17 protein-coding genes are annotated in these 15,025 nt (G+C 62.5%); all 17 read right to left on the bottom strand.

The annotated features are described in order from the left end of the window. Nucleotides 1-2: 2 nt before the first annotated feature. Complete coding sequence (locus FFI94_RS22275) at nt 3-305, bottom strand: hypothetical protein (protein WP_138869719.1); 303 nt, start codon at nt 303-305, stop codon at nt 3-5. A 3-nt stretch (nt 306-308) separates the two neighbouring features. Then, entirely contained in the window at nt 309-722 is a 414-nt protein-coding gene (locus tag FFI94_RS22270) for a hypothetical protein (protein WP_138869718.1), read from the bottom strand. A gap of 112 nt (nt 723-834) precedes the next feature. Further along, on the bottom strand, nt 835-1,617 hold the full coding sequence (locus FFI94_RS34335) for a peptidoglycan-binding protein (protein WP_260684236.1): 783 nt from the start codon (nt 1,615-1,617) through the stop codon (nt 835-837). 30 nt (nt 1,618-1,647) lie between these two features. Then, on the bottom strand, nt 1,648-3,303 hold the full coding sequence (locus FFI94_RS22260; protein ID WP_138869717.1) for a hypothetical protein: 1,656 nt from the start codon (nt 3,301-3,303) through the stop codon (nt 1,648-1,650). Further along, entirely contained in the window at nt 3,303-4,148 is an 846-nt protein-coding gene (locus FFI94_RS22255) for a hypothetical protein (protein ID WP_138869716.1), read from the bottom strand. The genes FFI94_RS22260 and FFI94_RS22255 overlap by 1 nt, the downstream gene beginning before the upstream one ends. Nucleotides 4,149-4,157: 9 nt before the next feature. Then, complete coding sequence (locus tag FFI94_RS22250; protein ID WP_138869715.1) at nt 4,158-9,233, bottom strand: hypothetical protein; 5,076 nt, start codon at nt 9,231-9,233, stop codon at nt 4,158-4,160. Nucleotides 9,234-9,244: 11 nt separating this feature from the next. Next, nucleotides 9,245-9,529: a hypothetical protein gene (locus FFI94_RS22245; protein ID WP_138869714.1), complete on the bottom strand. Its 285-nt coding sequence runs from the start codon at nt 9,527-9,529 to the stop codon at nt 9,245-9,247. A 158-nt stretch (nt 9,530-9,687) separates the two neighbouring features. Then, nucleotides 9,688-10,032, bottom strand: a complete 345-nt coding sequence (locus FFI94_RS22240; RefSeq protein WP_138869713.1) for a hypothetical protein — start codon at nt 10,030-10,032, stop codon at nt 9,688-9,690. Nucleotides 10,033-10,077: 45 nt separating this feature from the next. Then, nucleotides 10,078-10,434, bottom strand: a complete 357-nt coding sequence (locus tag FFI94_RS22235) for a hypothetical protein (RefSeq protein WP_138869712.1) — start codon at nt 10,432-10,434, stop codon at nt 10,078-10,080. A gap of 106 nt (nt 10,435-10,540) precedes the next feature. Beyond that, on the bottom strand, nt 10,541-11,467 hold the full coding sequence (locus FFI94_RS22230; protein WP_138869711.1) for an Ig domain-containing protein: 927 nt from the start codon (nt 11,465-11,467) through the stop codon (nt 10,541-10,543). Between the two features lie 71 nt (nt 11,468-11,538). Next, the gene (locus tag FFI94_RS22225) at nt 11,539-11,925 is read right to left on the bottom strand and encodes a hypothetical protein (RefSeq protein WP_138869710.1); all 387 of its coding nucleotides are present in this window, start codon (nt 11,923-11,925) and stop codon (nt 11,539-11,541) included. Continuing rightward, nucleotides 11,922-12,257, bottom strand: coding sequence for a hypothetical protein (locus FFI94_RS22220; protein ID WP_138869709.1), 336 nt, complete (start codon nt 12,255-12,257; stop codon nt 11,922-11,924). The genes FFI94_RS22225 and FFI94_RS22220 overlap by 4 nt, the downstream gene beginning before the upstream one ends. Further along, nucleotides 12,258-12,596, bottom strand: a complete 339-nt coding sequence (locus FFI94_RS22215; RefSeq protein ID WP_138869708.1) for a hypothetical protein — start codon at nt 12,594-12,596, stop codon at nt 12,258-12,260. Continuing rightward, a complete protein-coding gene (locus FFI94_RS22210; protein WP_138869707.1) occupies nt 12,596-12,988 on the bottom strand; it encodes a hypothetical protein in 393 nt (130 codons plus the stop codon). Before FFI94_RS22210 ends, FFI94_RS22215 begins: the two co-directional genes overlap by 1 nt. A 12-nt stretch (nt 12,989-13,000) precedes the next feature. Further along, nucleotides 13,001-13,957, bottom strand: coding sequence for a major capsid protein (locus FFI94_RS22205; protein ID WP_138869706.1), 957 nt, complete (start codon nt 13,955-13,957; stop codon nt 13,001-13,003). A 17-nt stretch (nt 13,958-13,974) separates the two neighbouring features. Next, complete coding sequence (locus FFI94_RS22200; protein ID WP_138869705.1) at nt 13,975-14,358, bottom strand: capsid cement protein; 384 nt, start codon at nt 14,356-14,358, stop codon at nt 13,975-13,977. Nucleotides 14,359-14,373: 15 nt separating this feature from the next. After that, a complete protein-coding gene (locus FFI94_RS33800) occupies nt 14,374-14,961 on the bottom strand; it encodes a hypothetical protein (RefSeq protein ID WP_185993283.1) in 588 nt (195 codons plus the stop codon). Nucleotides 14,962-15,025 lie beyond the last annotated feature (64 nt).

Raw genomic sequence — 15,025 nt, 5'->3', positions numbered from 1 at the left:
TCTCAGACCTCTTCTCGCAGTACTTCGGGCATCACAGGTTCGGCAGGGATCTCGACGTGCGGGGCATGGTGGCGGAGCAGTCCGGTCAGCACGCCGTTGTGGACACCGAGCGCACGGATGTACTTCACGGACGCCTTGATCACGCCCTGGTCCTTGATCCGCCCGCTCTTGAGTTCGGTGACCTCACCGCGCAACTGCCGCACCTGCGCGGCCTGCCTGCTCACCCAGACGGTGAGAAACCCGGTGAACGAGATACCGATTGCTTGGATGCGCTCAGGGCTCAGCAACTCCAGCAGTGCGTCCACCGATCAGAGCTCCGTATCAGTCACGCTGACGAGTTCGCCTTCGATCGCCGTGGGAGTGCGGCGGGAGGCAAGAGTGAATCCGAGCGCAGGAACAATCAGCGCGACAACCGCCGTAACAACACTCGCGTTAGCCCAGCCAAGAGCGAGCACCAATGCAGAGAGCGGTGCGATCAGCCCGTACGCCCACTTACGCCAGAACGCGCCGGTGTTGACCCAGGCGAGACCGGAGCCGAGCGCAGCGAGTACTACAGCACCGATGATCGGCGCGATGGAGTCGGACAGGTAGCCGAGTGCGACGAGTACTGCGAGCAGCGGAGTGACGAGCGGGTAGATCCAGGCACGAATTTCGTTGGACGCGACGATACCTCCGGGGAGAGCTTTCGCGATGTGGGTGATCGTTCCGGTGGTGGCAGACATGAGGTTTCCTATCGTTCGAGGGAGTCCGAAGCGACGATCGCTTCGTGCTGGTTGACCCAGCGGCGCACTGCCCAGATCAGGAGCAGTGCGCCGCCGGCAAGTGCGGTGCGCATTACTTCACGCCGAGGACGCGCCAGGTGGCCGGGCCAACGATGCCGTCGACGGCAAGGTTGGATCGGCTCTGCACCTGCCGGACAACGGATTCCGTTGCGGGACCGAAGTCGCCGTCTACGATCAACTTGGAGTAGCTGGCGAACATGCGGTTCAGCAGTCCTTGGAGATACGTCACGTCGCCGCCTGTCGAGCCGCGACGCAACGTCGGACGAGACACCGGTGCAGGTGTCGGAATTGTCGGAGGCACCGAAACCCCGGCAAGGAGTCCGAGGTATCCGGCGTTGAGATCTCTCGCGAATGCGATGAGCTTGTTCGATGCGCCGTCACCGGAGGCAGTGCCGCGGTTGAGTTGGTAGTGCATCTCGTCGGCACGAGGCCAGTCCGCACCCCAGAAGATGTTGTCCTGAAATAGGTTCAAGCCTTCGCGGATCTTCTGTTTGCGGGCGGTGGGCATCGTGCGCGAACCCCACGGGTACTGCACGGCGTTGAAGTCGAGCGCGGTACCCGAGAGGTGGTTCGAGTTCGCGACGTCATTGACTGCGGACCAGCCCCAGTCGTCGCCGACGCCGGCCTTGTACAGATCGAGGCGTTCGACGTTGCGGTGATACCAGGTTGCCCAGGCACGAAGTACGACTTCGGACGGTCCGGAGCGGACGATCATCGCGGCGAGGAACGTATTGTCGGCGCCCGGGATGTAGATGCGCTCGCACGCTTCCCGGTTGCACATGCGCCAACCGTTCTCGGAATAGGTGTTGCCGTACGCGGTTCGAAATTGCGACACGAGTTGTTCCCCTTTTGCTTTCGATGGGGGTCAGCTGGCGAGGGCCATCTTGCTCAGCGCCGACCCGAAGGTGCGGATCTTCCCGAGCGCGAGTGCGCCGGGGTCCAAATCTCTTGTACCGTCGCCGATTTGCATCACGACATGACCGCGAACACCTGGGGTGTCCTCGTAGTCGATGCCGTAGACGTAGTCGGTGTGGATCTTGCCGCGCTTCTCGTAGCCGCACGGATCTCCGAGACCGATATGCAATCCCAGGTAGAACGGTCTTCCGTTCGTCACCGAAATCTCGTGCGAGAGATAGCCGCGGTTCTCCCACAACGCTGTCTTGATCGCGGCGAGCGCGTTCAGCGACAGGCCGCTGGAGGCTTCCTTGAACACTTCTCGGAATCGCCACGGCCCGGACCGTTTCGCCCGGGCTTGGTCTTCCCAGGTATGGAAGGCCATCGCGACGTTCTTGACTTCGTCTTCGAGGATCCCGACGCCGAGGCCGGGGATACCGATTGCGGTGCCGAGCAACCCGAGGAGGGTGTTCGAGGCGGCGACGGCGAGTTTGTTCATCCACTCCGGAGAGTGGCCGCCGACGGTCGCTCGCGACGCCATCGGTTTGTGTTTGCCGACGCGACTGCTTCGGGTGGTGCCTTTGTGGAAGACAATCCACGGTTTGTACGGCAGTGTCCCCAAAAGGGTTTGGAAGTAGTCGCTGTAATCGTCCTGACTCAGGATTGGGTACGCCAACCACGACAGGCCACTGTCGAGGATCTCGAGTCCGGTGCGGATGATGCCGTCGACGAACGTTCCGGTGAAGGCGCGCAGGTCTGCCTTCTGCACGATGTCGATGATGATCGTCGTGCGGTCGAGAATCATGATGTCCGGGAACGGCTGCTCCGACTCACCGTGAATGTAGATCTCGGTGACCAGCTGCAGGCCTTCGGTTTTCAGAATGTCCCCGACTGCAGCACCAGCAACATCGAAGCGCGTCGAGAGCGCAACGATAGGGCTGGTGTCGTGGATGATCGACGTCGGCTTCACCATGATCGGCCACTGCGCGTTCCGCAGAATGTTCCACGTTTTCAGCGACAGCAGATCGCCGTCCGGGAACCCGTAGAACGGTGCCTGCAGGCGCGCGAGGTTCGGCAGGATGAACCAGTACTTGAGCAGCGAAATCGCCGACCCGATACCCACCCATTCCTTAGGCAGCTGGAACGATGCCGGTGCGCCAGGCGAGGCCCAGAACACCATGCGGTTCATGAACTCCCAGTCGTTGATCGCGACGACTTCGATCCACTCGCTGCCGTCCTCGTCCTCGACCTCGTAGGAGTCGGTGACAAACCACACCGTCTGATAGCCGGGCAGATCGACGATGATCGGAATGACTTCGTCGACGTCGATGTCGGCGACCGCCTCGATCCACTTCTCGCTGTACGGCAACTTCAGTTGCAGGGACCCGGCAGCGTTCATCTTGTCGCTGAACTTCAGCTCGCGGTAGTCGGTGCAGATCGCAGCAACTTCCATGTGCTTGGTCATCATCCGCACATGAGCCTTGGGATAGCCGTAAAGCTGGCGGTCCTTCTCCGCCTGTTCCTCGATCTTCGCGAACTTTTCGCGCATCTCGTTGATGAACGCGGGATCGAGAAGATCTTCGGCTTGCGCCCCGTACACGTCGTTGTACATGTCGATGTAAGCCATCAGATGGGCCTCTTGAACTGTTGAGGGACGCGGGCCTGCACTTTGCCTGCGCCACCGATGGTTTCGATGATCACGGTCTCCACGACCCCCGGATCGATCGGGTCTTTGAAGTAGCGGCCCTTGGTGAGGGGCAGCAGATTGCGGCCGCGAGAGCCGTCTGCCTTCATCGTCCGGATCGATTGATCGGTCTGCAGCGACGACACCACGGCGTCCTCGCCGGGGAGCAACTTCGGGACCTCGAAGTCGTTCGAGCGCCACCGGATCCGGAACCCGCACTCACCGGTCAACGTCAGCTGCGGCCACGCCGGAACGTCACCACCGTTGTAGAGCTTCATTCGCACGATGTGCGTGCCCTCGTCGATCCAGGAATCTTCGACGTCCTTGGCTCGCCAGTACGCCGATGGTGCGACTGCGACCTGCGCGTAGGTCGCTTGGCGGGTACGGCGGGGGTCGAACTTGTACGCTCCGGAGTGATCCCGGCCCTGCTGAACCTGCGCCCAGCGCCACCCGAAATCCGATGTGTAATAACGCAGGAACCCCGGGCGCAGGAAATCCCAGTCGTCGAGCCACATCCGGTTGACCACAGCCCATTCGCGTGCGGTTTTGCCCCACACGTCGAAGTTGTACTCGTAGTACGCGGCACCGATCGACACCCCGGAGATGTCGATGCCGTGCTGGCGGGCTGCACTGTCAGTGAGCAGCCCGCCGGACGGCCCCAGGAGCCCGTCTGCGCCGGGGAGCATCTGAATCCCCATCGTTCCCCGGCGCGGGCCGGTGAGCGGGTACACCCGCCCGGACGGGCCGACATAGTCGGAGTACGTGGCATCACCACGGATGAAACTCACATTCGCCTCCTATGCCAGCGCGTCGGACGTCACGGCAGCGCGGACGGCGCGCTTGTACTCGCGCACCGCTGCGGCCTCGCCGTAGGTGTTGATTTCGCCGATCGACAACGAGATGTCGCGGCCGGCGCCCGAGCCGCGGAACCCGGCCCGGCCCGCTTGGAGCATCTGATCCATCACGCCGGAGTTGATGGCCTCGAGGACCGGCCCGTACTTGCGGGCCTTCGCCTCTCGGACAATGAACTCACCGGTGCTGGCATCGATCGGTACGGAGTCCGACGTGCCGTCACCGCCGCCCCAGATAAATCCGCCGTCGCGGTATCCGGCGCGGGTGGGCCACTTCTGCTCCGGACCGCCCCACCGGTTGACCACCCAGCCGAGACCGCCGGTGATGTTCGCCAGCGGATCGGTGATCGGACGACCCGCAAGGTCGGGATGGACCATCGCGTCGTACGTGGCCTGCAAGCACTGCAACAACCCGGTCGGGTGGCTGCCGTCCTCGCCGGTGTAGCCGTAGTTGACGATGTCCGGATTACCCGAGGACTCGATGTCGATCTGCTCACGAGTGCGACCGAGATTCGATTCCGGCAGCCCCATCATGTTCAGCGCCTTGAGGATCGTGCTGTCCCACTGCGCTGCACCCTGATTCGGATCCCAGATGTGATCAGGCTCCGGAGCTAACGGTGAGGTGAACGTCGGAACTACCTCCGAGGCCACCGTTCCCGGCGCGAACCCGGTTCCCTGGTGTGCGTTGAATGCAGAGTTGGCATCGGAGTTCTGCTGCTTGCGAGCGTCCTCGGCCGCGGTAGCGCCGCGAACGAAGGGCGACAGGTTCGGATCGAAGAACACGGTGTCCTTGAGTCCGAAGAAGTCGAACACGCCCTCGGTGGTTTCCCTCGCCGCATCGGCAGCGATATCCGCCATCGTCGGCAATGCCCCGGAATCGGTGGTGGTGCTGCCGTCCTTGATCCCGGCATAGATCCCGGTGTCCGGAACTTTCGCCTCCGATGCAGACGTGGACGGTGTCTGCGCCGACGGGCCACTACCGGCGAACGGGTTGAGCTCCGGAACGATCTGTGGAGTTGGTTCACCGACAGGTTCGGCCACAGCCCAGTGCACGTGATTGCGGTGCTGCGCCATCAGACCGGCGCCGTAGTAGCCCATTCCGTCGCCGACGTACTCACCGTTCTTGATGTTGCGGTCGAACGGTGAGTGGATCAGCTCGAGTGTCTGCCCGAGATAGTTGTCGGCAATGTACGCCGCCAACTCCTGCATCTCCGGACTGCCGGCGTCACCGCCGTTGGAGAAGTCCGCAGCGAGACCGGAACCGTGGTGATCGTTGCTGTTGCGGTACGACGAGAACGCATGGCCGCCTTGGAGCAGCGACGGCCAGCGTTCGCCGACGATCTTCTCCATCGACTCGACCTGGCCACCGCCAGCGAAGCCGGGCAGCATTGCGTGCAGGAACTCCGCTGGCGGTGTCCACCCGGCATTGATCGCTGTCAGCAAGGGCAGATTCTTGTCCGTCTGCTTCTTGTTGACGACCATCTCACCGGCCGACACCAGCGCCGTCGGCATTCCATTCTCGTCGCGGCCGAGAATGCTGTCCGACGTACCGGTTCCGGGACCGAACAACACACCGCGGCTGTCGCGGCCGGCTTCGACCTGACCACCAGTCGCGAGCTTCTGAGCAAGTCGCTCATCAGCCCAACGAGTCATGGACTCACCGGTTTCGCCGACCCATCCGAGACCTGGGACATTCTTGAACTTCGACATCAGGCTGCCGATGCCCTTGATGGCCTTGGCGATTCCGGTCGTAATTCCGTTGAAGACGTTGCCGACGACGTCACCGAGACCGGTGAAGAATCCCTTGATCGCGTCGATAGCGCCGCTGATGAAATCGCGGGCCTTGCCGATCACCGTCTCGAAGGTGTTGAGCACCGGTGTCACGACGTTGTTGATGGTTCCGGAGATCACGTCACCGATCACGCCGAATACCGTCGAAACAATCGATCCGATCAGCTCGACAGCCGGAATCAATATCGGGACAAGGAATGCCACCAGCTCGGCGAAGATGTCGATCAGGATCGTCACGATGCCGATCACCGGTTCGATCGCCGGAATCAGCGCCATGATGATGTCCACCAACGGTGGAAGCAGCTTCATCGCCAGATCCAGTATCACCGGAAGCAGCGGCAGCAGCGCCTCGATGATCTTCAAGAACGCATCTGCCAGTGGCGGAATCAGCGGAGCAAGCGCCCGCACCGCCGCCATCAACAACTCGCCGACGATGCTCGCGACTTCACCGAACATCGGCGACAACTGTTCGAGGATCGGCACCAGCATCTCGACCGCTTCGCCGAGTACCCCGGCAATGACGCCGGCGATCTCCGCAATGATCGGAATCAGTTCCATGATCACGGTGAGCAGCGGTTCGAGAATCGCCACCGCCAAACTCATCAGTGGTTCAAGCAACGGCAACACTGCATCGAGCAGATCCGCCCAGTAACCGATGATCACCGGAAGGATCGGTGCGAGCACCGAAAGGACCGTTCCCAGAACATCACCGAGCACTGTCGCCAGTTGCCCGATGATCGGGGCCATCTGTTCGAACAACCCGGTCAGGATCGGGAGAATCGGCACCAGTGCCGCAGAGAGCGCCTCAGCGATTACCGAAATAACCGATCCGAGAACGTCTCCCAGCACAGTCGCGATCTCTCCGATGATCGGAGTGAGTTGCTCGAACAACCCGGTCAGTATCGGAAGGATCGGCATCAAAGCCGTCGAGAGCGCTTCCGTGATAGCCGTGATGCCCGGCATGATCGCCGTGATCGCCTGCGCGAGACCGCCCGCGATGACACCAATGAGCGCACCCAACGGCTCCATCAGGGGAGCGAGAGCGGCACCGATAGCGCCGATCATTTCGCCGATCGGCCCCATCGCCGGAGCCAATGCCTCCAAACCCGCCGCGAGACCGTCGACAAGGACGGAGATCCCCGGTCCCATCGCGACAATCATCTCCGAGATCGCCGGTGCCACCGTAGTTCCGATGACCTCAGCGATCTGCAAAATGATCGGCATAACAGCACTGATCGCAGCACCGATAGCGGTGAAGAAGTCCTTCAACGCAGCCTGTCCGTCAACGGAATTGACGAACTTGTTGACCATGTCCAGCACCTGACCGAGACCGGCCATGGTGTCGCCGCCGGCCTCCATCGCGGCGCCGAAGACTCCGGTGATGATGCCACCGACATCGGCAAGCATGGACCCGAGCTTCTTGAGCATGTCCAAGCCGTTCTGGATCATCTCTTTCAAGCTGCCGTCGGCCCGCATCTCCGCGATCGTGTCGGCGAACCCAGAGGCCCAATCACTTATCCCGGACCCGACACCGCCGAGAAAGTCCGAGCCGACCCACACGATGTCCATGAACGCTTGGGAGAGCGGCGCCATGGAATCCGCGATCCCGGAGAACATATCCGCCGAGCTGCCCAGCACCTTCGAAAAGTCCAGCGCAGCAGACTCCGTCGAAAACTGTGCGATTGCCGATCGCAGGCCACCGTTGATCTCGGATGCGATGGCACCGAGCCCGGTCTTGAGGACCGGCAACTGCGTATTCGCGAGGTTGGTGACAGAGTCACCCAGCCCCTCGAACAGATCATCCTGGATCGACTTCCGCACATCGGTCCACGCAGGACCGAGATCTTGCATCGCGTAGACGAAGTCCTGCGCATTCGCGGAGAGCTTGTCCATCGCTTCGGCGAACTTGTCGACCCCGCCGGAGCCCTTCCCGGCGTCACCGAGATCACGAACAGCGTTGGCTAGATCCTGCTGCGCGTCTGCTTCGCCCTGGGTCGCGTCAATGACTCCTTGCTTGGCATCAATGACCTCGCGTGAACCTTCGACACCGGCCTGGTTGGCAAGCGCTGTCTCACTTGCGAGTTCGGTAGCAGACTTGCGTTGCGCCTCCATTGCCGCGATGGCCTGTCGATAGGCAAGGTCAGCTTCGGCGACATCGTCGCCGTCAGCCTCGCCCTTGGCTTGGTCCTTCTTCGTCTGCTCCAGGTCTTTACGTGCGCGATTGACTGCCAGAACGGCGGCTTCCTCGTCGAGTGCCGAGTTCTGCAGTTCGTCATTCATGTCGCGCAGACGCTTCGCAGCGTCCTTGCGGGCGTCGTTGAGGTCCTGTTGGGCGCGCTTGGATGTGCGCTGTGCCGCTGCGACGCCTCGTTCGGCTGATGCAATTCGCTGTTGCGCTGCCTCGACCGCCTTTGATGTGTCGGCGCCAGCGCTGCTGGACTTCTTCATCTCGGAAAACGCTCCGGAGACACCGTTAGCGCCGATCATCACAGCAGCCAAACCCGCACCGGCAGCGACACCGAGAGCCGGAAGCGCCGCCAAAGCACCGGCAGCGGTACCGAGAGCCGCCACCAGCGCACCGATCGGGCCGACCGCGCCGGCCGCGGCGAAACCGATTGCCGCTATCGGTGCGACACCTCGCAAGATTCCACCCAGACCCGAGGTCAACCCACCGAGTGCTCCGCTCATCTTTTTGATGCCGGACTCGTCGGTGTGGATGTCGATTTTCTGATTGCGCGGCCGGGTCAGCCATGCGATCCGTTCGAGGTAGTTGCCCTCGTCGAGATCGAGCCTTACCGGCACCCTGATATCGGCCTTGCTCAGATGCGCCTGCAGGTCCCGAAGGAACCGCTGGATTTCCGCTTCCGTGACCTCAAGTCCAACTTCGAGTTTGTGCTCGGGAACCGTCGCCAATTGGGTATCCAGCTCGGTCGCGAAACCCGTGATGTCCGGAAGGATCTGCACGTCGAACTCGGCGTGCACGGCTTTGAGCTTGTTGTCGAGCGCCGTCGCGAAACCGGTTATGTCCGGAACGATCTGGACCTTGGCAGGCTTGAGATTCAGTGCCGCGATCTTGGTGTTCGCATCGGTGATGAACCCTTTCAGGTTCGGCACCAACTGAACCGGCGCCCGAAGTGGACGCTCCTTCAACTTCTCGTTCGACGTCTTATGAAACCCAGTCAGATTCGGGACGATCCGGATGGCCGCTTGACCGGTTTCGTACGTCGCCATCAGGGCACCGCCTATTCAATTCCGTAGTACGCCAACATCTCGTCGACGTCGTCCATGTCGCGCCCGTTCTGGACGCGTTTCCACTCCGGGACAGGGCCTTTGATGGGGTCGATGCGCGGAGGCTTCTTCACGTGAGGCGCGAGGATCGGCGACACCAGGTAGCGCACCGCGTTGTGAATGTCGCGCAGAATCGCGGTATCGACGGTCTCGTCGACGAACGACGACCTGGCGGTCAGCTCCTCGCCGTCGTCTTCGAGCTGATCGACGATCCACTCGGCCAACTCCGGATCGAGCATCAGTCCGGCTTTGTAGCGCGAGCCGTTCGGCAGTTGCGAGATGAGCCGAAACAGTTTGGCCCAGGGCCACTTACCTCGGAAGAAATCATCGAGATCTATTCCGAGGTAAGCGTGCAGGTCGTATTCGAGTTCACCTGCCCACTGGTCGATCAGTTCGACTACTGCTCTTTTCCCCCGTCGACGCCCTCGACATCACCGTAGAAATGGTTACTGAATGTTTGTGCAATCTCCTGCAGGACAAGCACATCCTCATCCCCGACAACATCAAGCAGCATTTCCCACTGCTCGGCGCCGAATGCGAATTTCAACTGCTCGTTCGGACCCGCTCCAGGGTTCGCCTTGAATGCCTTTTTCACCGTGAACGGTTCGACGACGATCTTGCGGTCGGTGAACGAACCGTCCTCCTCTTCCTTCGGCGGGAGCGGGAGGATGAACGGGCCGCGTGACTTCTTCTCGGCAGCGGCTTTCATTGCGAAGTAGTCGTATTCGTTCTTCTTGGCCATGATGGAACCCCGGTTCTGTGTTGGTTGTTTACGGATGGGTGGGAACTACTTGGTGCGGCCGGCGCGGCCGGTTGGCTTGGGGGCGACGGGATCGCCATCGACCGGTAGGGCAGGATCGCCGCCGTCGCCCAGTTCGTCCTTGAGTTCGGACAGGGTCGATGTCGCGTTTTCGCGGGCGGAGTCGAGATCGGATTGTGCGGCTGACGAATTCGCGGCAGCGTCCTCGACCGATGCTTCTGCTGCGGCGACGTTCGCGGTGGCCTGTGCAGCCGCCTGTTCCGCAGCGGCGGTGACCTGCTCGGGCGTCTTGTAGCCGAGAGAGCGCAGATTGACGTGTTCGCGGGCGGAGCCGACGGCGACGGTGACGCCGCTGGGTGAGACGAGATGGGACGGGAAAGACATGGGAGCCCCTTCGATGGGAGGTGGTGAAAGTTGTTGTCCCCGGCGGGGGTGGGAATCAGCCCGCGCCGCACCGGGGTATGCAACGGCGCGGGCTGACGAACAGGGGTCAGGCGGTGACGACGATGGTCAGCGCCTTCTGTGCGATGGTCGATCCGTCGTCTACGACCTGGACGGTGAAGTTCACCGTGCCCGCAGTGGTCGGGGTTCCGGAGATGAGGCCGGTCGCGGCGTTGAGGGTCAGCCCTGCAGGCAGTGAGCCTGTGGAGATGGTCCAGGTGCGCGATGCGGTGCCGCCGGCGGAGAGCAGCGTCTGCGAGTACGCAGTGCCAACCTTGCCGCCGGGGAGGGTGGCCGTGGTGATCTCGAGCGAGCCCAGTGTGAACCCAGCGGCCTGCGCACCCTTCTTCCATCCCGGTCCGCCGTAGAGACGCTTGACGGCGTATCCGAGGTCGTCGTCGACGAGTGCGCGACCGGTGAAGGGGTAGACGATCGGGTTCTCCGCGTTCCACGACTCCTCACCGATGGTGGTGATGACGAATCGGGGGCAGTAGCGGGCGATGAAGTAGGCGTTCTCGCCGCGGCCGTCGACGGTGATGAAGATGGCGCGGTAGTACCGGATGTCCGGATCGGTGGGCTCGATGATCTGGAGCTCGCCGGTGACCGGATCGAGTTCGATGGTGTCGAGATCGACGCCGGTGTGCGCGGAAAGCACACTCTTGCGGGTGTCCTGGCAGGTCCACGCGATGGTCGAGGTCTTCGAGATATTGTCGATACGAGAGGCTTCCAGCTCGCCCCAGGTAAAGACCTCGGACTGCTCCTGCTCGGAGGTGAATGTCGGAGCGCCGTCGCGGGGATGCTTGCCCATGGACTTGTAGCCCTTGGGTCCCTTGGGGATTTCCGCGAGGCCTGCGCTGGCGCCGGTGGTCAGCGTCAGGATGGGATCGGCGTCTTCGGGTCCGAGGAGGACCGCGCCGGCGCCGCCCTTGCGGATCTGGCCCTTGTGGACGTCGCGGATCTGTTCGATGGAGGTCATGATGTCCTTTCGGGTACGACAAAGAAGCGCCGAACCCGAAGTGGGAGCGCGCTGGTTGGTCGCTAGTGGTGTTAGAGGTCTTGTTCGCGGAATGCGAGGGTGTACGTCGAGATGACGCGCCGATCGTCCGGATTGCTGTCGGGCACTTGCTGCCCGGCGATCGCTTCCGAGGTGGTGTCGATCTGCACACCACCGACTTCGCTGAACTCGGCTTCCCGAACCGCATTGCGCACCAGCGTGTTCAACCGCTGGACTTCTGCACGGTTGACGGCGAACACAGCAACCTGCAGGCGGGCGGTGTCGGTGACCTCGTCCGGGTCGAGGCCGCCGCCAATCCGGTTGACCTGGATCTGGGGGAGGTTTTTCTCCCAGTCGTCACCGAGCCATGTCGATGCCGGAGCGATGGGGTCGAGAAGATCGCACATCACGTTTTCAGCGTCGGGGAATTGCCAGGTCATTCGATACCTGCTTCCAGATCGTTTGCGATGGTGCGCAAGACGTGCTCGCCCTGGAACCCTTTGCCGCGCTTGCGGAAGTTGCCGAACTCTCGGGCAGCGGCGTGCGGAGCGAAGGCCGTCACGACGCCGGTCCAGCGGTCGTTTTTCTTGCCGCCGATCTCGGTGTGCACGCGAACGGTTCTGGCGTTCTCGCCGGTGTGCTTCTTGACCCGTTCGCGGTACAGGGCAGCGCCCATTTCGGCACGTTCCTGCACCAGCGACCGCATCTCCGGACCTACCAGCATCTTGCCGACACCGGCGTGGTTGGGCGTGTAATCCTTCGGCTGCGCCATTTACGTCACCGCCTTCAACATCACACCGACGTACGGTTGACGGCCACTCTTGGGCGACCTGGGCCGCTTCGGTTTGCCGTCGACGGCGTACATATCGCCGTCTGGTAGTCGGATTCGGTCTGTGGCAAGTACATCCGCACCCGACGGGCACGACAGCCGCACAGATGTTTCCGAGCCGACCCGCTGATCGGTCAGATCCTGTGAGTCCAGCCAACGAATGACGACGTTCTCGATCGGATGGTGCTCGACGTATCCGTCTGTGCCGCCGTCGACCGCGTCACCGGGCCGGTCACGTTCCTTCTTCCGAAAGACCGTGACCGTTTCCCCACGACTCCACATCACGTACCTCGCATCGTCATAGATACCGCGGTGACGGTCTTGACCTCGAGGAGTTTCTCGATCAGATCTTTCTCCGCATTCGTGACGTACAAGTTCCCGTCAGGATTACTGAGCACAACCTGCTCGGCGTACCCGTCGATCGTCTCGCTGTGCGAGGTGAGCCCTTCTCGCTCGCCAGCGATCAAGGCGCGCTTGACCATCGAGCAACACACCATTGATAGCGCCTCTGCCAGATCCTCGTTTGAACCGATTGCGTCCGCGGCTCCGGGGAACCACACCCGCATCCACAGCGACGCGTCTTTGAGGAGCTGACCGGACCCGTCCATCTGTGCTTCGGTCAGCGCAGATGGACGGGACTTCAGATCAACGATTGTTGCGAACGGCGTAGCCACAGCTACCTCCGATCAGGCGTTTAGGCCGGTGATCTTGAGAACCGAGAACGGGTTAGTCACGTACATCACCGGTCGGACCGAGGTCTGTACCCAGCTCGACTCGGTTTCGGGCGTGCGCCACGTCTCGGTGGACAGCGGCTTCTCGAGCCGGGTTTCACCGACCTGGCCCTCGGCGACCGCGTAGGCGGTGCCCACGGGGACGATGTTCGAGGACTGAAGCTCGACGCCCCAGTTCTTGAGGATGTTCTCCCAGTTCTCGCCGTAGGTCATCTGGAAGTTCGTCTTGTCGGTCGGGTTGACGAGCCACAGGTTGTAGTTCACCCCGAGTTCGATCTTCTCCGAGCGCAATTCGGCGAGGGCGAAGTTCGCCGACGGGTCGGTCGCGGCCGTCTTGTCCGCTGCCTTGGTGGTCGTGGCGCTCTTCCACGACGCACCCGCCATCGTGACGCCGAGGATCTTTCCGGCCGGGGCTTCCCTGTCCGGGGTCCAGTCGGCGTAGTCGCCGGAGCTGTACTCGGCGATCGCCGCTTCGAGCTCGCGGACACCGCGAATGTGGATACCGCGGTTGATCGTGTTCGACAGCTTCGTCGTTTCCTGCTTGATGGAGGACGGATCGTTGCGATCCTTCGCCTCGTCGAGCACCTCGAACTTGCCACCGAACTTCTCGACCTGAGCCGTGCGCGGTGCCTGGCGGGATGAAGTCATGATCGGGAATTCGCCACCGGGCTCGACGTTCTGGACGTCGCGGTCGGAGTACAGATCATTCTTGGTGAGCTGATCGAAGACGACCGATCCGCCACTGACCGATCCACCGCTACTGAAGATGCGGTGCATGAAGTACTTGGGCAACATCAGATCCGAGAGATACCGCGTGATGCGAGTCGGTTCCTTGAGCATGAGGTCGACGGTGTAGTTCGTTCCGTCGACCACTGGACCTGCGAGTGGGTGATGCGAGGGGTTGAGTGCCATGATCGAGTACTCCTTTCCTAGTAGAGGGATACGGCGACGTCGCCGTTGTTGACTCCGGCGCTCCACGCGCGGCCGACGGCCTTGCCGGCGGCGAGCGTGACGGCCTTACCGCCAGCGCCGACCTCGACTTCGGCGCCCGCAGCGATTGCGCCGCCGGCCGTGACCGGGACGATGCGGCCAGGGCCTCGGATCACCGGCACCCGCGCACCGGATGCGGCATCACGTGAGGCGACACCGATCACGAGACCGGCCGCAGCAGCGGTCGTTGCCTTCGCGAGAGTTCCGGCGGCCGGATCGAGAGCGCCATTGATATTGAGGAACGTCTTGCCCTTCACCGCCGTCGTGGTCTGAACAGTGAGGTCCAGCCCGGGCGAGTAAAAGGGAATGCACTCATTTGCCATGAGGGACTTGCCTTTCTAGTTGGAGCGAACTGGCGGAAGCCAGGACGCCGGGTACGAGTCGTCGGGGGCGACGGGCGGTGCGGGGGAAGCGCCGGGTTTGAGTGCCTCGACCGGGCGCTGCGACGGCGGCGCGCCCAGCGGCGCAGGATCGACGGGTGTGGGAGGTTCGGTCGGTGCCGGGACGAGAGCGGCGATGCGCGCCGCGCGGGCCTGGATTTCCTCAAGCGTTCCGGTGCCGAGCAGGTCGATATTCTCCTCGGCGATACCGTGCGATGCGGCAACATATTTGAGTGCCAACGCAGCTTCGCGCTTCTCCGCTGCGTCGGCACGATCGAGAGCTTTCTGCACCTCGGTCTTGTTCTGTTCCTGCGTCGCCGTGTGGGCCTCCAGGATTGGAGCCGCTTCCGCCAACTGCGCCTGTGCCGCTGCGAGCTGTGCAGTGAGCTGCTCAAGTGTCGGCTCGTTTGCCGCAGGTGCGGGTGGTGTGGCCGGGGCAGCTGGAGCGGCAGGGGCCGGAGGAGTCGCCGGGGGTGCCGGATCAACTGATGGTGCCGGGGGTGCGGGCGGAGCGGCCGGTGCGGGCGGTGTGACGGGTGCAGTCATGACGAAGAAACCCTCCTGGGGTGGATGCGCCCACGACCGTGGTCTGGGCATAAAAAACCCCGCA

Origin of the sequence: Rhodococcus sp. KBS0724 (assembly GCF_005938745.2) — a bacterium.
In the GTDB taxonomy this organism is placed as follows: Bacteria; Actinomycetota; Actinomycetes; order Mycobacteriales; family Mycobacteriaceae; genus Rhodococcus_F.
This window is presented reverse-complemented; position numbering and strand designations above follow the sequence as displayed.

What these genes read in the sequence shown, in the direction of transcription:
- FFI94_RS22270 (WP_138869718.1), bottom strand. Translation starts at nt 722, where the DNA reads ATGTCTGCCACCACCGGAACGATCACCCACATCGCGAAAGCTCTCCCC.
- FFI94_RS22260 (WP_138869717.1), bottom strand. Translation starts at nt 3,303, where the DNA reads ATGGCTTACATCGACATGTACAACGACGTGTACGGGGCGCAAGCCGAA.
- FFI94_RS22250 (WP_138869715.1), bottom strand. Translation starts at nt 9,233, where the DNA reads ATGGCGACGTACGAAACCGGTCAAGCGGCCATCCGGATCGTCCCGAAT.
- FFI94_RS22245 (WP_138869714.1), bottom strand. Translation starts at nt 9,529, where the DNA reads ATGCTCGATCCGGAGTTGGCCGAGTGGATCGTCGATCAGCTCGAAGAC.
- FFI94_RS22240 (WP_138869713.1), bottom strand. Translation starts at nt 10,032, where the DNA reads ATGGCCAAGAAGAACGAATACGACTACTTCGCAATGAAAGCCGCTGCC.
- FFI94_RS22235 (WP_138869712.1), bottom strand. Translation starts at nt 10,434, where the DNA reads ATGTCTTTCCCGTCCCATCTCGTCTCACCCAGCGGCGTCACCGTCGCC.
- FFI94_RS22230 (WP_138869711.1), bottom strand. Translation starts at nt 11,467, where the DNA reads ATGACCTCCATCGAACAGATCCGCGACGTCCACAAGGGCCAGATCCGC.
- FFI94_RS22225 (WP_138869710.1), bottom strand. Translation starts at nt 11,925, where the DNA reads ATGACCTGGCAATTCCCCGACGCTGAAAACGTGATGTGCGATCTTCTC.
- FFI94_RS22220 (WP_138869709.1), bottom strand. Translation starts at nt 12,257, where the DNA reads ATGGCGCAGCCGAAGGATTACACGCCCAACCACGCCGGTGTCGGCAAG.
- FFI94_RS22215 (WP_138869708.1), bottom strand. Translation starts at nt 12,596, where the DNA reads ATGTGGAGTCGTGGGGAAACGGTCACGGTCTTTCGGAAGAAGGAACGT.
- FFI94_RS22205 (WP_138869706.1), bottom strand. Translation starts at nt 13,957, where the DNA reads ATGGCACTCAACCCCTCGCATCACCCACTCGCAGGTCCAGTGGTCGAC.
- FFI94_RS22200 (WP_138869705.1), bottom strand. Translation starts at nt 14,358, where the DNA reads ATGGCAAATGAGTGCATTCCCTTTTACTCGCCCGGGCTGGACCTCACT.
- FFI94_RS33800 (WP_185993283.1), bottom strand. Translation starts at nt 14,961, where the DNA reads ATGACTGCACCCGTCACACCGCCCGCACCGGCCGCTCCGCCCGCACCC.